The organism is Streptosporangium sp. 'caverna', from assembly GCF_003203775.1.
In the GTDB taxonomy this organism is placed as follows: domain Bacteria; phylum Actinomycetota; class Actinomycetes; order Streptosporangiales; family Streptosporangiaceae; genus Streptosporangium; species Streptosporangium subroseum.
Window position 1 is genome coordinate 4,242,918 of sequence record NZ_CP029711.1, and the last position, 16,534, is coordinate 4,259,451.

Annotated in this window: 12 protein-coding genes; 5 read left to right on the forward strand and 7 right to left on the reverse strand. The window is 69.2% G+C overall.

Features of this window, described 5'->3' with window-relative positions; all coding sequences use genetic code 11:
• Window positions 1–6 precede the first annotated feature (6 nt).
• On the reverse strand, window positions 7–1,134 hold the full coding sequence (locus tag DKM19_RS18810) for a YihY/virulence factor BrkB family protein (protein ID WP_110696934.1): 1,128 nt from the start codon (window positions 1,132–1,134) through the stop codon (window positions 7–9).
• A gap of 109 nt (window positions 1,135–1,243) precedes the next feature.
• Here DKM19_RS18810 and DKM19_RS18815 point away from each other — a divergent pair, with 109 nt between their 5' ends.
• The 4 genes from DKM19_RS18815 to DKM19_RS18830 all read left to right on the forward strand — a co-directional run bounded on the left by DKM19_RS18815 (window position 1,244) and on the right by DKM19_RS18830 (window position 4,473).
• Entirely contained in the window at window positions 1,244–1,789 is a 546-nt protein-coding gene (locus tag DKM19_RS18815; RefSeq protein WP_110696936.1) for a bacterioferritin, read from the forward strand.
• Window positions 1,790–2,183: 394 nt separating this feature from the next.
• Entirely contained in the window at window positions 2,184–2,909 is a 726-nt protein-coding gene (locus tag DKM19_RS18820) for an alpha/beta hydrolase (protein WP_162641592.1), read from the forward strand.
• Between the two features lie 97 nt (window positions 2,910–3,006).
• Complete coding sequence (locus DKM19_RS18825) at window positions 3,007–3,636, forward strand: TetR/AcrR family transcriptional regulator (RefSeq protein ID WP_110696940.1); 630 nt, start codon at window positions 3,007–3,009, stop codon at window positions 3,634–3,636.
• 54 nt (window positions 3,637–3,690) lie between these two features.
• Window positions 3,691–4,473 (forward strand): SDR family NAD(P)-dependent oxidoreductase, encoded by a 783-nt coding sequence (locus DKM19_RS18830; protein ID WP_110696942.1) that lies wholly within the window; start codon window positions 3,691–3,693, stop codon window positions 4,471–4,473.
• 271 nt (window positions 4,474–4,744) lie between these two features.
• On the opposite strand, the gene DKM19_RS18835 is transcribed toward DKM19_RS18830, so the two are convergent.
• The 3 genes from DKM19_RS18835 to DKM19_RS18845 form a co-directional block, all read right to left on the reverse strand.
• A complete protein-coding gene (locus tag DKM19_RS18835; RefSeq protein WP_110696944.1) occupies window positions 4,745–5,842 on the reverse strand; it encodes a cellulose binding domain-containing protein in 1,098 nt (365 codons plus the stop codon).
• 522 nt (window positions 5,843–6,364) lie between these two features.
• Window positions 6,365–8,008, reverse strand: coding sequence for a hypothetical protein (locus DKM19_RS18840; RefSeq protein ID WP_110696946.1), 1,644 nt, complete (start codon window positions 8,006–8,008; stop codon window positions 6,365–6,367).
• A 129-nt stretch (window positions 8,009–8,137) separates the two neighbouring features.
• Entirely contained in the window at window positions 8,138–9,286 is a 1,149-nt protein-coding gene (locus DKM19_RS18845; RefSeq protein ID WP_110696948.1) for a serine hydrolase, read from the reverse strand.
• Between the two features lie 177 nt (window positions 9,287–9,463).
• Between DKM19_RS18845 and DKM19_RS18850 the strand changes: the two genes are divergently transcribed.
• Window positions 9,464–10,078 carry a TetR/AcrR family transcriptional regulator gene (locus DKM19_RS18850; protein WP_110696950.1) on the forward strand — a complete coding sequence of 205 codons (615 nt, stop codon included), beginning with the start codon at window positions 9,464–9,466 and terminating at the stop codon, window positions 10,076–10,078.
• Window positions 10,079–10,119: 41 nt separating this feature from the next.
• Here DKM19_RS18850 and DKM19_RS18855 read toward each other — a convergent pair whose 3' ends face one another.
• The 3 genes from DKM19_RS18855 to DKM19_RS18870 form a co-directional block, all read right to left on the reverse strand.
• Entirely contained in the window at window positions 10,120–11,265 is a 1,146-nt protein-coding gene (locus tag DKM19_RS18855) for an L-dopachrome tautomerase-related protein (RefSeq protein ID WP_110696952.1), read from the reverse strand.
• Between the two features lie 657 nt (window positions 11,266–11,922).
• Window positions 11,923–13,218, reverse strand: a complete 1,296-nt coding sequence (locus DKM19_RS18865; protein ID WP_110696954.1) for an FAD-dependent monooxygenase — start codon at window positions 13,216–13,218, stop codon at window positions 11,923–11,925.
• 52 nt (window positions 13,219–13,270) lie between these two features.
• Window positions 13,271–16,531, reverse strand: a complete 3,261-nt coding sequence (locus DKM19_RS18870; RefSeq protein WP_110696956.1) for a BTAD domain-containing putative transcriptional regulator — start codon at window positions 16,529–16,531, stop codon at window positions 13,271–13,273.
• Window positions 16,532–16,534 lie beyond the last annotated feature (3 nt).

The window sequence follows — 16,534 nt, forward strand, 5'->3', positions numbered from 1 at the left end:
CCGCCGTCAGGCGGCCGGCGGCCTGTTCTTCGAGCCCGGCCGGCGGGACCGGAGTCCCGGCAGTTTCCGTACGGCCGAGACGACCGCGGTGCCCGAGGCGCTCGCCGTCAGCTTCCGCACGCCCGCGATGACCGCGCTGCCCGCGGCTCCCACCAGTGGTTCCCGCTCCTCCTCGGCGGTGGGGCCGGTGTCCGGCAGGACCGGTCCGGCGCCTCCGGCACGGCGCGCCTCCAGCTGCGCGGCGAAGGCCAGACCGAGGAAGAGCGCCATCGAGCTCAGAAACGACCACAGCAGAAGCGCCACGACCGCGGTGAGCGGGCCGTAGGTGGCGCCGAAGGTGCCGCTGCTCTCGATGTAGAAGGCCAGCAGCAGGGTGAAGACCGTCCACAGGGCGATGGAGACCAGGGCTCCGAACGCCAGCCAGGTATGGCCCGGCTGCCTTCGCCGGGGCGCGGCGCGGAACAGCACCGAGGCGGACATCAGCGCGAGGAGGAACCCGAGCGGCCAGCGCACCAGGGTGTACGCCCCCATGGCCCCGTCACCCCACCCGTAGACCTGGGCGAGGGCTCGCCCGATCGCTCCACCGCCGACCATCAAGACAAAGCCGACGGTCATGAAGGCGCCCGCGGACACCGCCATCAGCAGGGCCCTGCCGTATTTGCGATGGAACGGGCGATCGCGCTCGACACCGTAGATGCGGTTCGCCCCGCGTTCCACCTGGGCCATGGAGCTGGTCAGTGAGACCAGCGCGGTGATCAGGCCGAGCCACAGGGCGACGGCGCCCCCGGTGTGTCCCGCCTGCCGGTGGCTGTCGGCGAGCACGTCCCTGACCGCCTCGACCCCCGCCCCCGGTGCGATCCGGCTCAGGGTCAGCTCCAGCACCTGGCCGAGCTGCCGCTGGTTGAGCATCGAGCTCAGCCCGACCAGTGCGATGGCGCCGGGGATGATCGATAAGCAGATCTGGAAGGCCAGCGCTCGTGAGTTGGTCAGGCCGTCGCCGTACCTGAATCGTGCGAAGGAGTCACGGACGAGACGCCAGCGGCCGTACTCGCGCAGGGTGTCCCACGCATGGTCGGCCGAGAGCTCATCACCGTTCATGCCCCGTGTCTGCGGGACTTTCGTTGCGGTTCCCATGTCAGGGACCTGACTACCCGAAAAGCGACACCACGAACAAGGGAAATCCCTTCCTGCCCTGTGTCAAAGAACACTGGATGTATCCGAAATTCGGGGTAGGGGGAGGGGCATGGCTGAATTCCTGACAGATATCAAGGAGATCCGGGCACGAGCTCGGGAGGAGATCGAGAAGGGGCCGATCACGTCCGCCTACGGCGGAGATCTCCCCCGGGTGATCCAGGTGTGCAACGAGGCGCTGGCCACCGAGCTGGTCTGCGTGCTCCGGTACAAGCGTCACTACTACACCGCCTCCGGGATCCACGCCGGGGCGGTGGCCGCGGAGTTCCTGGAGCACGCGGCCGAGGAGCAGGAGCACGCCGATCGGATCGCCCAGCGCATCGTGCAGCTCGGCGGTGAGCCGGACTTCAACCCGGACACCCTGACCGCCCGCTCGCACGCGCAGTACGACGACAGCCTCGACCTGATCGAGATGGTCAAGGAGGATCTGATCGCCGAGAGGATCGCCATCGCCTCCTACACCGAGATCGTGAAATGGCTCGGCGACGACGACGTGACAACCAGGCGCATCTTCGAGGACCTGCTCGCCCAGGAGGAGGAGCACGCCGACGATCTCAAGTCCCTGCTGGAGAGACTCCCCGGCGCTCTCAAGAGCTGAGTCCGACGGCCGCCCGTACGGCGAGGTGAAGCCGTACGGGCGTTGACTTACACGGTGTCTCCATCCACCTCCACGACCCGCACCTTGTCGCACCGGCGAGGTCGGCAGGGGCACATCCGCGTCGCTTCCACCGCCAGGCCGTGCTGTCCGGCGCCGGGCAGCCGACCATACAAGGTGTATGGACATATTGTATGGTCGGTACTGCGCACCTGGTCGAGACCTGTCATGACCTCGGGGTGTGCGGCGAGGGGAGGAGTGTCCATGCTGACCGGTCGCGTCACGTGGGTTGAGCTCGAGGGGAGCCTGCTGCGGCACGGCTCCTTCCCCATGCCTTTCTTGTGATCGCGTAGAGCAATCACGTTTCCGCAAGCATGCATGCTGAAAGGGGATTTCCTTGCGAGGAATTGAGAGCCGGGCCACGTTCCTACTCGTGCACGGAGGCCATCACGGACCATGGAGTTGGGAGAGACTGCAGGGCGTACTGGAGAATGAAGGCTGGGCGAGTCACACGGTTGGCCTGCCCAGCGCTGTCAAGGAGAAGCCTGCTTCCGAACCGCTCCCCGGCTTGTACGACGATGCCCAGGTCATTCGAAAAGCACTTGACGACATTACCGGGCCGGTGATCGTCGTGGCTCATTCGTACGGTGGCGTCCCGGCCACTGAGGCCATCGCCGGGGCGTCCAACGTCGTGCACATTGTTTACGTCGCGGCTTACATGCTGGACGTCGGGGAGGGAATGTTCCAGACACACGGAGTTCCCGTTCCGGAGTCTTTGGCGGGATTGCGGCCCGCGGAGAACCCTGATCTCAATCTACCCGCCGCCTTCTATGACGGCGATGTGACGAACCCGGAGACCGCCGAGGCGATTTCCCGCCTGGTTCCACAGACTGTGCGGGCCGACTTCGAGACGGTGACGCGGGCCGGCTGGCGCACCGTGCCGAACAGTTACGTCATTCCGGATCGAGACATATCTATCACCGGAACCATCGCGGAAAAAATGGCCGAACGCGCGGACGCCGTTTACCGCTGTCCCGGACATCATGCGCCATTCTATTCGAACCCGAAGGAATTTTCAGATATACTTATCGATATCGCCGCGCAGGTAAGCGCGGTCAAGTAGACACCGACGCCGGCCGACGCGGACACCGCGTGTGCCTACGCACAACAGGCGCGGGTCTGCCGGGAGATGCTCCTTCGCCGACCTTTAGTATGTGGTCATGGCTTCCACGACCCGTAACCGTAGAGACGACAGCGAGCAACCGACCGCTACTGAGGTGCAATTACTGGCTGCGGTGGAGCGGCTCCTGAAGACGGGGCACGTTTTCACGGAAATCAGCGTGCGGCAGATCATCGAAGAAGCAGGCGTATCACGTGCCTCCTTTTATACCCACTTCCGGGACAAGGCCCAACTGCTGCTCCGGCTTTCGGACAGCTTGCGGAGCCGTTTGCTGGAAATGGCCAGGGAATGGAACCCCGGTGCGGGAGAGGACGGCGCGGACAGGTATGCGAAATTCTTCGTCGAGGTGATCGCGATACACCGGGAAAATTTCGCCATATTGTCCGCCCTCAGAGAGCTCGCCTCCTATGATCCAACCGTAAGAGGGTTCTACACCGCCGACCTCGAAGGATTCGACGAGGCTGTTCATAAGACGCTTGTCGCCGAACAGGAAGCAGGCAGAACTCCTTCCGACCTGGACGCGGTCGCGTCCAGCCGCGTGATCGTCTGGGGTGGTTCGCAGGCAATCGCTCGTCACATCAGCGTGGACGACGGAAGCGGCGACGCGGCCTTGGCGCGCGAGCTTGGAAAAATCTGGTGGTACGGCGCCTATCGCCGTCCTGGCGAATGAAAGCCGAAATTCCGCGCTCTGTGGAGTGCGAATACTTTCATAAGGAGATACACAATGAGTAGAGAAGACGTGGGCCTTCCGGCGCGTCCGCTGGACGACCGTACCGCGATCGTCACCGGTGGTGGACGCGGTGTCGGAGCCGGTATCGCGGCGCTCCTGGCCCGTGCCGGTGCGCGGGTGGCGCTGGTCGGCCGGTCGGAGGATTCGTTGCGAACAGTGGCCGGGCGACTGCCGAAGGACACGGAAGTGATCGTTGCCGACCTGTCGCAGCCCGATGCCCCCGCAGCGGTCATGGACACCGCGATCCGGCGACTCGGCCGTGTGAACGTGCTCGTGAACAACGCCGGCGGTGAGAACTTCACGGCCAGTCACGAACTGACCGCGCAGGAGGCTGATGAGCTCTGGGCACTGAACGGGCGCGCTCCGCTGCTTCTGGGCGGAAAGGCCGCCGCGCACATGGCGTCGATCGGCGGCGGCAGCATCGTCAACATCTCGTCGGTCATCGGCAGCGAGCGCAGCATCGCCAACCAGAGCCTGTACGCGGCGACAAAGGGCGGGGTCGACGCCATCACCCGCTCCTTGGCCGCCGAATGGGGACACAAGGGCGTGAGAGTCAACGCCGTCCGTCCGGCGGTCACCCGCTCGGACATGTCGGCCGCGATCTTCGCGGATCCCGCGATTGAGAGATCCCTGAGCGCCCAGTACGCGCTGGGACGTCTGGGCGAGCCCGAGGACATCGCTCAGGCTGTGCTCTTCTTCGCGACTGCGGCAAGCTCCTACGTCACAGGGCAGACATTGAGCGTCGACGGAGGGTGGATCTCCACCCTGGTGCACTGACACGCTGTGGCTTCGGGCGTGTGCCCAAGGCCAGTGCATCGGCACACAATCCACTGGACGTCCTGTCGGGTAGGGCCATGCGAATTCCTGGCCGGCTCGACGTCGCGCCGGCCAGGAACGGTTCATCCGCCTTCTCGATGAACAGTCACTCCTGGAGGCCTCATGACAGGCCTTGGGGACCAAGGGGATACAGGGACGACACCGGTCCCGCCGTCCCGGAGGGGGAGCAAGGTCCTCCCGGCCCCGGAGCACCGGTGCGCATACTGGATTCCTAGCCAGTCGTGCAGGACACCTGCGGGTCGGGGGAGCCGGTCCCGGAGGAGATGAAGCCGAAGGTGGCGCTCGCCCCCGAGGCCAGGGAGCCGTTCCACGCGGCGTTCCGCGCGGTCACGGCCGCTCCCGTCTGGGTGAGCGTCGCATTCCACGCCTGGCTGATCTGCCGGCCGGTGAAGGTCCAGCTCGTCGTCCAGCCGGTGATCGGGGCGGTGCTCGCGTTCTTGACGGTCACCTCGCCCTGGAAGCCGCCCGACCACTGGTTGGTGGTCTTGTAGACGGCCGTGCAGCCGCCCGCCGGGGGCGGGACGGTCGGAGTCGGGGTGGGCGTGACGGTCGGAGTGGGGGTAGGAGTGACGGGCGGTACGGTCGGGCCGCCGTCGAGCAGGGCGGTCAGCGCGGGGAACCAGCGGTCGGCCATCTTCTGGTCGCCCGACGCGTTGGGGTGCACGCCGTCGTAGGTGTCGGTCGCGGTGCTGAAGCCCGTCCACTGGTCGACCACCACGACGGGCGACCGCGCCGTGGTCTTGGTCGCCGCCCAGCCCGGGATCGCCGCGTTGAGCGCGGAGGTCCGCTGCCCGCACTCGGCGCAGGTGGAGGGATTCATGGGGATTATCTGGGCGACCAGGATCTTCGTGTCGGGGTTGCTCGCCCGCATCTGGTCCACCAGCTTGCCGTAGGCGGACAGGATGGTCGCGGTCGGACGGTTGCTCCAGACGTCGTTGGTGCCGAAATGCATCATCACGATGTCGGGCCGGGTCGCCGAGAGCCAGCCGGGAAGCTGGTTCTGGTCGGCGACGCCGGTGACCAGTGCCCCGCCATGACCCTCGTTCTCCCCGTCGTAGGCGATGCCGCAGCCCTGGGGTGGGAGCGTCCCGACGAAGTCGACGTTGGTGTGGCCGGTGTTCGCGAGCCTGCTCCAGAGGAGAGCCCGCCAGCATCCGGGCGAACCGGTGATGGAGTCTCCGAGCGCCATGATCCGGGTGGCCGCGGCCTGCGCCGGCACCGCCGTACCCGCTAGAAGGAATCCGAGGGTCGCGGCCATCGCCACCAGAACCGTCAGAACCGATGTGCTTCCGTGCGTCATGCGCCGCATCGTCCGCTCCTGCCGTAGTCGGCTCGATGCTAGGCAGCCCTTCCGCGGGGCGGGAAGCCACCGGCCCGTGGAGAGGAGGCTGACCTGCGGCGATGGTACGGCGGGAGTGTAACTTTCAGTTACCGGACGTTCGCGTGAGTTATTCCACATCGGCTAAAACGGGCAATATCGCTCTTGCTCAACTCTCCTTCGCCCCGATCGCTTCTTCGCGTCCAGCATCCGCTGTCCTGTCCGAAGTGGGTTGCCGACACTCAGGCAGGCAGGTGCGAGGCGCGGTCGCCCTGGTCCGTGAGCTGCTCACGCGACTGGTGGCCTACCGGGGCGGAGACTGGGTCGTGCCCGGTTGTCCGTGTCGTACGTCAGCGTTGGCGGGCGTGCTGACCAGGTGGAATGCGGCTTTCCTCGGGCTGACCAGATAACGATCGTGGCGGTCGACAGGTGCCTGGCGGGCTCGTTCAACGTCGGTGGTGCGATGAGGGGCTGAGGCCGTGCCCGGCCCGATGGCCGGGCACGACCGTCAGGTCACTCGACCACGATCTGATAGGTGGCCTTGGCCGGCCCGGCCAAGGCATCCCCTGACGACAACGCGAGGTAGCTGTACCTGCCGGCGATGGCGGGCGTGTCGGTGAACGTGTACGTGCCGTCGTCGTTCACGCTCACCGGCGGCAGCTTGACGCTTCCACCGCTGCCGTTTTCGACGTACACGCTGCGCTGCACGGTGAGCGTGCTCCCCGGCGAGGGCGGCCTGTCACCCGCCCTCAGCACGCCGGTCAGCTCCATGGCCGTGCCGACGACGCCTGACTGCGGCCCGTCCATGGTGAGGGTGGATCTGTACCTGACCGTCACGGTGACGGAGGCGTTGCTTCGGCGGTAGTGGTCGTCGCCGTCCCAGAACACCAGGTAGGTCATCTCACCGGTTTCCGGCGGCGTGTCCTCGAAGGTGAACGTGCCGTTCTTCTGCGTCGTCACGCCGGCGATCGGCTCTTTTATCCCGTAGATCGAGCGCCGGGTCACCGTGAGCGGCTTGAGCCCGAGCGGCTTGCCGTCGGCGCGGATGAGCTTCCCCTCGACGGTGAGCGGCGAGCCGGCATACGAGCGCGCCGGGGCCGTCACCGTCAGATTGGACGCCGGCAGCGCGACGCCCGTCACCCGCCACAGCAGCAGCCGGTTCGCGGAGTTCCGCAGCAGCGCGAAGACGTCCGAGCCGGAGAAGGCGACGCCATCCTGGAGCAGTTCGGCGTCCGGCTGGTCGGCCGAGAACATCGCCACGCCGGTCGCGGCGTCGTAGAGCGTGAGGTCGGTGCTGCCCCACTGGCGTCCCGCGGCGACGTAGGCACCGCCGGAGCCGATCGCCACGGCCGACGGATACCCGTCCCAGCCGTCGCCGTAGGTGCCGAGCCTCGTCAGGGTCGTGGTGTCGTACCTGGCGAAGTGGCCGGGGGCGTCGGCCGCCGCGACCAAGGTGGAGCCGTCGGAGGTCAGAGCGAGGTCACTCAGGTAGTCGATGCGCCACCTCCGGCCATCGATCGTGCCGCGCAGCTCCGGGGTGCCGTCGCCGACGTCGTAGACCAGCAGGTCGGCATGGTGCGTGCCGGTCTCGCCGACCACGAGCGTGTCGCCGGCGGCCGCGAGCACGGGAGCGCTCAGGTGCTCGCCCCCGACCGCCATCGGCGTCGGCGCCGGTGTGGCCGCGCTCAGATCCAGGCCGACGACGCCGCCGGGGCCGTTGTCGCACCCGTGCCCCACCCACAGCCGCTCGCCCAGCAATGCCAGGGTGGACGGGCAGGGGTGGGCTGACAGGTCGATCCGCCGGGTGACGGCGAGGCTCGCGGTGTCGATCTCGGCCACCTCGTTCGAGCCGGCCAGCGCCGCGTACAGGCGGGTGTTGTCCGCGTTCATGGCCAGCTCGCGGATGCCGGGCAGGCCGGTGACGACGCCGCCGGTGAGGTTTCCGCCGGTGTCGGCCATGATGATCCGGTCGTCGGCGGAGACGAACACCCGGCCGCCGCCGACGACCAGGTCGGCGGTGTAGGAGTCGAAGGTCACCCCGAGGTCGGTCGTGGTGTCGGCCGCCGAGGCGGCGGGGGCCGCGACGGTGAGCAGGCCGGTGATCAGGCCGGCGGTGGCGCAGTGAGCGGCTAATCGGCGAACCGATGGGTGGCGCAAGAAGTCCTCCTGCAGAGATGGGAACGTACGTTCTAATAACGTCTTATGGGTGCTCCCACGTCAAGATCGGCCGATCGTGCGACACCAAACCGTGATCAAGTACGTCCCCGCCCGAGCGTCCCGTGCGGCTCATCCGCCGGTCAGGCACTCCCGTACCGCCGCGATGAGCCGGCCGGCCCGCGCGTCGCCATGGCCGATCATCCGGTTGGCGACGTAACCGAAGCCCACCCCGAACTCGTCGTCCCCGAAGGCGAACTGGCCGCCCGCGCCGTCGTTGCCGAAGCTGCGCCGGCCGAGCATGGGCCGGAACCGGGGCGCGTCGAGCAGGAAACCCGACCCCCACCGGGCGCCCAGGTCCGGGAACCCCGACCACGAGACCCCGGACGACAGCTCCCGCACCGCGTCGGTGACGGTGTCCGGTGTGAGCAGCCGTGCCGAGCCGTTGACCCCGGTCACGGCCGCGGCGTACAACGCGGCCAGGCCGCTCGCCGATGAGACCGCGCCCGCCCCGGGAAGCTCGGCGCCGAGCAGCGCGGGATCGTTCCAGCCGTGAGGCTCCTCCAGACCGGGGAAGGCGAGCGCGCCGTTCATCGTCACCATGCGCATGATCAGCGATTCGGGGTCGGGCGTCGCGGGCCGCCCTCCGGCCTCGACGAGCCGGGCCAGGTGTCCGACCTCGTCCTGCGGCAGGCCGATCCAGGTCCTCAGTCCGAGTTCGTCACCGATGGCCTTGCGGAAGTAGGGGCCCGGAGTGAGCCCGGTGATCCGCCGGATCACCTCGCCGATGAGGAAGCCGAAGACATGCCCGTGGTACTCGTGATCGCGGCCCGGCTCCCACAGCGGCTCCTGCTCCTCAATCGCGCGGACCACCGGGGTCCACTCGACGATCTCCTCGAAGCTGAGGACGCGGTCCAGGACGGGGAGCCCGGCGCGGTGTCCGAGCACCATGCGCGGCGTGATCGTCTCCTTGCCGGCCCGCGCGAACTCCGGCCAGTACCGGCCTACCGGAGCGTCGAGATCCAGCCGTCCCTCCTGCGCGAGGAGGTGGGCGCAGATGCTGACGAGACCCTTGGCGCAGGAGAAGACCGGGACGACCGTGTCCTCGTCCCACGGCCGGCCACTGCGTTCGTCCGCGATCCCGCCCCACAGGTCCACGACCTTGCGTCCGCCGACGAACACGGTGACGGCCGCGCCGAGTTCACCGTACTCGGCGAAGTTACGGGAGAATGCGTCCGCGACCGCTCCGAACCGTTCGTCGGCCCATCCGATGTTTTCCACTGTGTCTCTTCTTTCTCATCGCGGGTTGCCGGCAGTTTCGGGCAGGGCTCTCCTACGCGCACACGTATGAGGGCCCGGAGAGCTCCTGCTCACTCACCGCTCTCCTGGCGCGGAACGCTACAGTTCCTAGGCATATTAAGCAAATGCCTAGGGGTCCTAGGAATATGGAGATGGCGGATGGCTCGTGCGGGACTGACGGCGGAGCGGGTGACGGAGGCGGCCGCGGAGCTGGCGGACGCCGTCGGGTTCGAGAACATCACGGTGTCCGCGCTGGCGCGGAGCTTCGGGGTCAAGGACGCGAGCCTGTACTCGCACGTCCGCAACCTTCAGGACCTGCGGGAACGCGTCGCGCTGCTGTCGGCGGGCGAGCTCGCCGACCACATCGCCGCGGCGGTCGCAGGCCGGGCCGGGAAGGACGCCATGGTCGCGTTCGCCAACGCGTACCGGGAGTACGCGCTGGCCCACCCCGGCCGCTACGCGGCGACCCAGATCCAGCTGGAACCCGCCGCCCTCGCCGCCCTCGCCAAGAAGTCCACCGCCTACGCCCGCAATGTCGAGCTCACCCATGCGATGCTGCGCGCGTACCGGCTGACCGAGCCGGACCTGACCGACGCGGGCCGCCTGCTGCGCAGCGCCTTCCACGGCTACATCACCCTCGAGGCCAACGGCGGATTCAGCCACTCCCGCGACGTGCAGACGTCCTGGGAACGGGCCCTCGACGCCCTCCACCTCCTGCTGGAGCAGTGGCCCTCGGAATCCGCGCGTCGCGCGGCGGAGGAAGAGGGGACATGACGTCCGAACGGACGTCGACCTCGACGGTCCGCGGGCGTGGACTACGGGCTCGGTGAGCCGCCCGGCCCTGTCCGCGCCGCTCCATGATCATTGGGTGCCGGTCGCACGCCGATCCGCATCTTGTAGATGTGGACCGGGAACCGCACGCGGGACGTGCCGCCCTGGAACGGGGCGATGCGGTTGAGCTGGGCGACGGGGATCCACAGGAACCCCTCCGTGTCGATCCACATCGCATCGGCCCATTCGAGCCGCGGATCCTGGATCAGCGTGGTGACCCGCCGGTCTGGTGTGATCTTGAGGATGCGGAGCCTGTTCACGTCGCTGAGATAGATGTTCCCCTCGGCGTCGATGGCGGTGCCGCCCGTGGACGGCGTGTCCACCCAGCTCTCGACATGGCGGGACAGCTCGGCCGCCGGCACGGACGGATCGTCCAGCAGGCGTGTCTCCACGCGGTAGAGCGGGCCGGAGGCCGGCTGGAAGTAGAGGTGTCTCCCATCCGGGGAGACCTCCAGCTGGTCGGCGTGGATCCGCACCTGCTTGCCCCCGGGACCCACCATGATCTTGCCCTCGGCGTACATCGGCCGTTCGTCGGTCGTGGAACGATCGTTGTCGAGGACGCGGCGCGCCCCGCCGCTGCGCAGGTCGAGCACGATGAGGCCGGGCATTCCCGCGTCCGTGACGTAGGCGGTCCGCCCGTTGAAGCGGATGTCGTCGATGGCGCTCCCGCCGGAGGTGACGCTCCCGAGCGGATAGACACGCGTGACCTTGCCGGTCCCCACGTCGATCACCACGATCTTCGCGCCGCCCGGGACCGGGGCGTCGCCGAAGCCGGGCGTACCGGTGTCGACCACCCAGAGGTTGCCGTCCGGGCCGATGCGCATGGCGTTGGAGCGTACGAACGCCTGGCCGGCGTCGTGCCCGGGCGCCCAGTCGTTCCACGCGGCGTCGGGGTAGGGCCGCATGGAGCCGTCCGGGAGGGCCTCCGCCACGCGCGGGCCGGGAGTGCCGTCCAGATGCGGGAAGCCGACGAAGATCCTCCCGTCGGGGGTGGTGGTGACCGCGTTCCAGACCTGGTCCGCCCGCAGTACCGAAACCAGCCGGTTGTCGGCGGTGTCAGTGGCGCCGGTGGTCCCGGCGAGCGCCCCCTGTATCAGCGCCACGAGAAGGAGACATCCCCAAAATCGCATGATCGCCTCCTTGGGAGGTGAGTGCGCAGGCCTTCGCTCCCGCACATGTGATCACTCGTGTTCGCCCTTCCAACGCTAGCAACGCCCCAGCTCACAGCCTTGCCGGGGGCTGCGGGCAGGCCTCGCGCCCCGGTCGGGCGTGACGTGATCGAGTGGGGAGGGTGGGCGTCACACACCCAGGAACGCGTTACCCACGGTGAAACCTGTCCTGGTTGAAAGGGCTCGCGTAGCCGACGATGGATCCACGGCCACCGCCGTCAAGCATCGCAAGCCCGTCGATCACCGACCGCCACCGTCCACCTCGAAGCTCGCCGATCACCGACCACTCCGCCCCACGGACACCACGAGAGGAATCACGCTGATGTATGTACACACCTACGACATCAACGATTTGAAGGCGCTGTTCGTGGCCTTCGACGTCCTGTTCACGGTGCTGATGTTCGGTGGCGTCGGCGCGTTGCTCCGTCATTCGTATCCGAACGGACCGCGTGGCATCCGCCGGTCGTCCGAGGAGAACCTGCTCTTCAAGAAGTTCGCCAACGGCAAGATCGACGATGACGAGTACCGGCGGCGCAGGGAAGCCCTCCGCAACTCCGCCGACGCCGCCCACTGCGCGGTGATCGACTCGTGGGGTGTGCCCGGGAACCACCTCGACGGTCAGTCGCCGTTGGGGACGGGAACGGTCTTCGGCTGCGGAGGACTCGCCGTTCGCGCCGTGGCTCGCTCGTCGGAGAGCCGGGCCGTGGCGCACGCTCCAGGCTCCCCGTCGCGGGTTTCGGCGTCGTCGAAGGACCTGACGAGCGACGTGTAGTCCTTGAGCTCGATGTCCGTGGCGAACCTGTCGGTCAGCCTCAGCATCGCCCTCAGCAGGAACCCGCGCTTGAACATCCAGTTGCGCATCCTGATCCGCCCCCGCGTCGACGGGGCGAGGAAGGGGCCGGCGCTGCCCTGCCCGGCCACCCTGGCATAGCCGCGGAACGCCTCGTCGTACTTCTGGAACGCCACCCGATGGTCGCCGTCGGCCGCCGCCAGTTCCCCGGCCAGCACGTACGCGCCCACGATGGCCAGCCCGGTGCCGAAGCCGCCCAGGGTGTTGCCGTAGGCGGCGTCGCCGAGCAGCACCACCCGGCCCCTGGCGTAGCGGTCGATCCTGACCCGGCTGAGCGAGTCGAGATAGAGCCCGCGCGCGTCCGGCACACCGGCCATGAGCTGGGGGATCAGCCAGCCCGCGCCCCGGTAGGCGTCGGCCAGGATCCGCTTCTGCTGATCGACGTCGTATCGGTCGTAGTCCAGCTGCTCGGAGGCGAAGACAAAAAACGCGGGCGCCTTGGGACCGCCGAACGACGCCAGCCTGCCCGGCTCGTTGTACATCACGCTGTCGAAGCCGAGGTCGAGGTCGAGGTCGAGGTCGGCCAGGGCGTAGTGGTAACCGAGGAAGTGCACGTACTCCGACTCGGGGCCGAAGGCCAGCCGCCGCACGTTGGAGTGGATGCCGTCCGCTCCCACCACGAGGTCGAAGGTGCGCGGTGCGCCGTGCTCGAAGGTGACGTGCACGCCGCCGGCCGTCTCGGTCAGCGAGGTGATGGAGTCGCCGAAGACGTACTCACACCTTTCCGCGGTCCTCTCGTACAGCAGGGCGGCGAGGTCGCCTCGGAGGATCTCGATCTCCCCGCCGGAGAACTCACCCGGTATGACCGTCAGCCGCCTGCCGTTCGCGTCGACGATGACCTGGTCGGTCCCGCCGGTCTGGCGCCGGCGTACCTCCTCCAGGATTCCCATGCGATCCAGCACGGTGCGGTGGGTGACGCCCTTGAAATCGACGGCCTGGCCGCCGGCGCGGAGCCCGGGGGCCTTCTCGACGACGGTGACGGTGTGGCCGTAACGGTTCAGCCAGTAGGCGAGCGCGGGACCGGCGATGCTCGCGCCGGAGATGAGGACCGTGATGTTCTTCATGGCCACGAGCTTCGCGAGGGTCGTTGACAGTTCACCGCCTACCGGCTGACACTCACGCGCCCTCGCCGCCGAGCACTGTCAGCGCCTCCTCGCGGCGCATCGCGGCTCCCCGGGCGAACGCCGACGCGAACGCCTCCGCGCCGATGAGATCCCGGGCGTCCGCGGCGATCCGGGCGACGTCGCGGTCACCGGCGACGGTCGTCCCGCGCAGTGCCACCGCCACACCGAGCAGCAGCGAAGCCCGCAGGCCCATGTCCGCCCGCGGATCCGCGTCCGGCGACAGGCTCGTGCCCGCCCGCAGGCCCGTGTCCGACGGCAGTCTCATACCTGCCTGCGGATCCGTGTCCGACGGCAGGCTCGTGCCCGCCCGCGGATCCGTGTCCGGCGACAGGCCCATTCCCGGCTGCGGGTCCGTGTCCGATGACAGGCCCGTGCCCGCCATCAGGGCGGCTCCGGCCTGGCCCTCGGCGGCGTCGGCGAGGTCTGCCGTCAGCGGTGATCTCCGCGCGGTGGCCAGCGCCTCGCGATGACGCAGCCGGGCCTCGGCCATCTCGCCCTCGGCCTCGGCCAGCCGGGCCAGCGCGGTGAGCACCCGCGCCCGCGTCCCCTCGGCGCCGAAGGCCCCGGTCTCCGAGGCCCGCAGGGCCGCCTCGAACCGGGGGCGGGCCCCGGCGGGGTCGCCTTCGAGCCGCGCGATCTCCCCCAGCCCCAGATCGACCGGGGCGGGCGTGCCCGGTTGGCCCGCCTTACGGGCGAGTTCTCCGGCGAGACGATAGCCGGCGGCAGCGGCGGCGAGATCGCCCTCACGCACCAGCCCCTCGGCCCGGCGTCCCAGCACGTCCGCGCTCTCCTCCAGGGCGCCGAGCTCCTCGAGCAGCTCCAGCGCCTCCGCCCACAGCTCCCGGGCGCGTGCCCACTCCCCGCGCCAGCTCGCGATCATGGCCAGCGAGTCGAGCCCCTGCGCCGTTCCCCAGCGCTCTCCCAGGGAACGGAAGCGAGCCAGCACCTCCCGGAGCTCTCGCTCGGCCATGGCCGGCTCACCGTTGAGCAACGCCAGCAGGGCCAGGCTCAACCTTCCCAGAGCCACGTTCCATGGATCGGCGCCGAGCAGCCGCTCCGTCTCGGGGCCCATCGGCCCCGACGGTCCGGCGACCATGCCCCACAGGGCGGCGGTGAAGGGGTGCCGAAGCGGCCGGTCCAATGACCGCATGATCGCCTTGGCCCGTGCCCAGTGTTCGGGCAGTGCTCGTGGTACGGCATGCGCCACACACACGACGTACTCCTCCTCCAGCCCCGGGACGGGCCGGACGATCGCCCCGAGAAGCTCGGCGGCCGCCTCCCCGGCCTGACTGCGCCGCCCGCTCAGCCACCAGTACGCCGCCAGCGCGGCGATCAGCCGCAGCGCCGTCTCCCGGTCGTTCGGTACGGCCCAGCGCAGCGCGGCCATCAGGTTGCCGTGCTCGGCGGAGAGCCGGGCCAGCCACCGGAGCTGTTCGGACCGGCGAAGGTGGGGATCGGCGCGCTGCGCCAGATCGAGGAAGTATCGGGCGTGGACGCCGGCCAGGCGCTCGCGCTCTCCGGTCTCGGCCGACCGTTCCGCACAGAACAGCATGATCGTATTGATCATCCGGTATCGGCCGCCGTCCATCTCGATCAGCGACTTGTCCACCAGGTCGGCCAGCAGCCCTGCGGCTCCCTCCACCTCGCAGACCGCCTCGACCGCTTCGGAGGAGGCGCTTCCCGCGAACACGGCGAACCGCCTGGCGAGCGTCTGCTCCTCCGGCGTGAGGAGGTCCCAGCTCCACTCCACCACCGCGTGCAGGGTCCTGTGCCGGGCCGCCGCCGTACGGTCACCGCGCGACAGCAGCCGGAACCGGTCGTCCTCGGCCAGGCGCGTGGCGATCTCCTCGACGGTGAACGACCGCAGCCGCGCCGCCGCCAGCTCGATGGCCAGGGGCAGCCCGTCCAGTGCCGAGCAGATCCGCGTGACCGCCTCGACGTTGGCCTGCCGTACCTCGAATCCCTGCCGTACGGCCGCCGCCCGGTCGGCGAACAGCCGCACGGCCGGATAGGCCAGCGCGTCGGACGCCGGCGAGCCCCGCGGCGGGATGGGGAGCGGGGCCAGCGACACCAGCGTCTCGCCGGTGATGCCGAGGGGCTCGCGACCGGTGGCCAGGATGCTCAGCTTCGGACACGCGCTCAGCAGGCCGCGGGCCAGCGTGGCCGCGGCGACGATCACGTGCTCGCAGTTGTCGAGGATGAGCAGCAGTTCCTGCTCGGCGAGCGCCGACACCAGGCGTTGCGCGAGGTCGGGTGGTGACTGCAACGACTGCAACGAGATCTCGCGCAGCCCGAGCGCGCCGAGCACCGCCTGGGGCACCTGGTCGCCGCCGTCGAGCGGGGAGAGATCGACGAAGCACACCTCACGTCGCGTACGCCCGGCCGCCTCGATCGCCAGCCGGGTCTTGCCGGTGCCGCCGGGCCCGGTGATCGTGATCAGCCGGGAGTCACGCAGCGCGTCGATCCGCTCGAGCTCCCGCTCGCGGCCCACGAAGCTGGTGAGCTGCGCCGCGAGCCGCTGTCGCGGTGCCGGCCGCTCGGCGCGCAGGACGGACAGGTGGACCGCGGCGAGCTCGGGCGAGGGGTCGGCGCCGAGTTCTTCGGCGAGCCGCCGCCGGACCTCCTCGAACACCGCCGACGCCTCGGCCTGCCGCCCCGTCGCCTGCAGGGCGCGCATCAACTGGCCGCTGAGCCGTTCCCGCAACGGATGCGCGGCCACCAGCCGCTGCAGCTCGGCCACCGAACAGCCCTCGGGAAGGGCGAGTTCCGCCTCGACGAGATCTTCCGTCGCCGTCAGCCGGAGCTCCTCCAGCCAGGCCACCTGGGCCTGCCGGAAAGGCAGATCGGCCAGGGCGGACCCCCGCCACAGATCGAGCGCCTCCCGCAGCAGCCCCGCGGCGGCGGCGGGACGGCCCGCGGAGACCAGCCGCCGCCCTTCGCGGGCGAGCCGCTCGAACCGGTGGACGTCGACGTCGTCGGGATCGATCGCGAGCCGGTATCCGGTCCCGTGAAACTCGATCAGCTCCGCACTCAGGGCGCGACGCAGGCGGGCCACCTGGGCCTGCACCGCGTTGACGGCACCGCCGGGGGGCGCGTCGCCGTACTGGCCGTCGATCAGCTGATCCACGCCGACCACGCGGCCCGCGTTCAGCAGCAGGATCACCAGAAGGGCGCGCGGCCGGGGCCCGCCCACGACGATCGTCTCACCGGCAGGGGAGCGGACCTCCAACGGCCCGAGGATGCCGAACTGCATGGC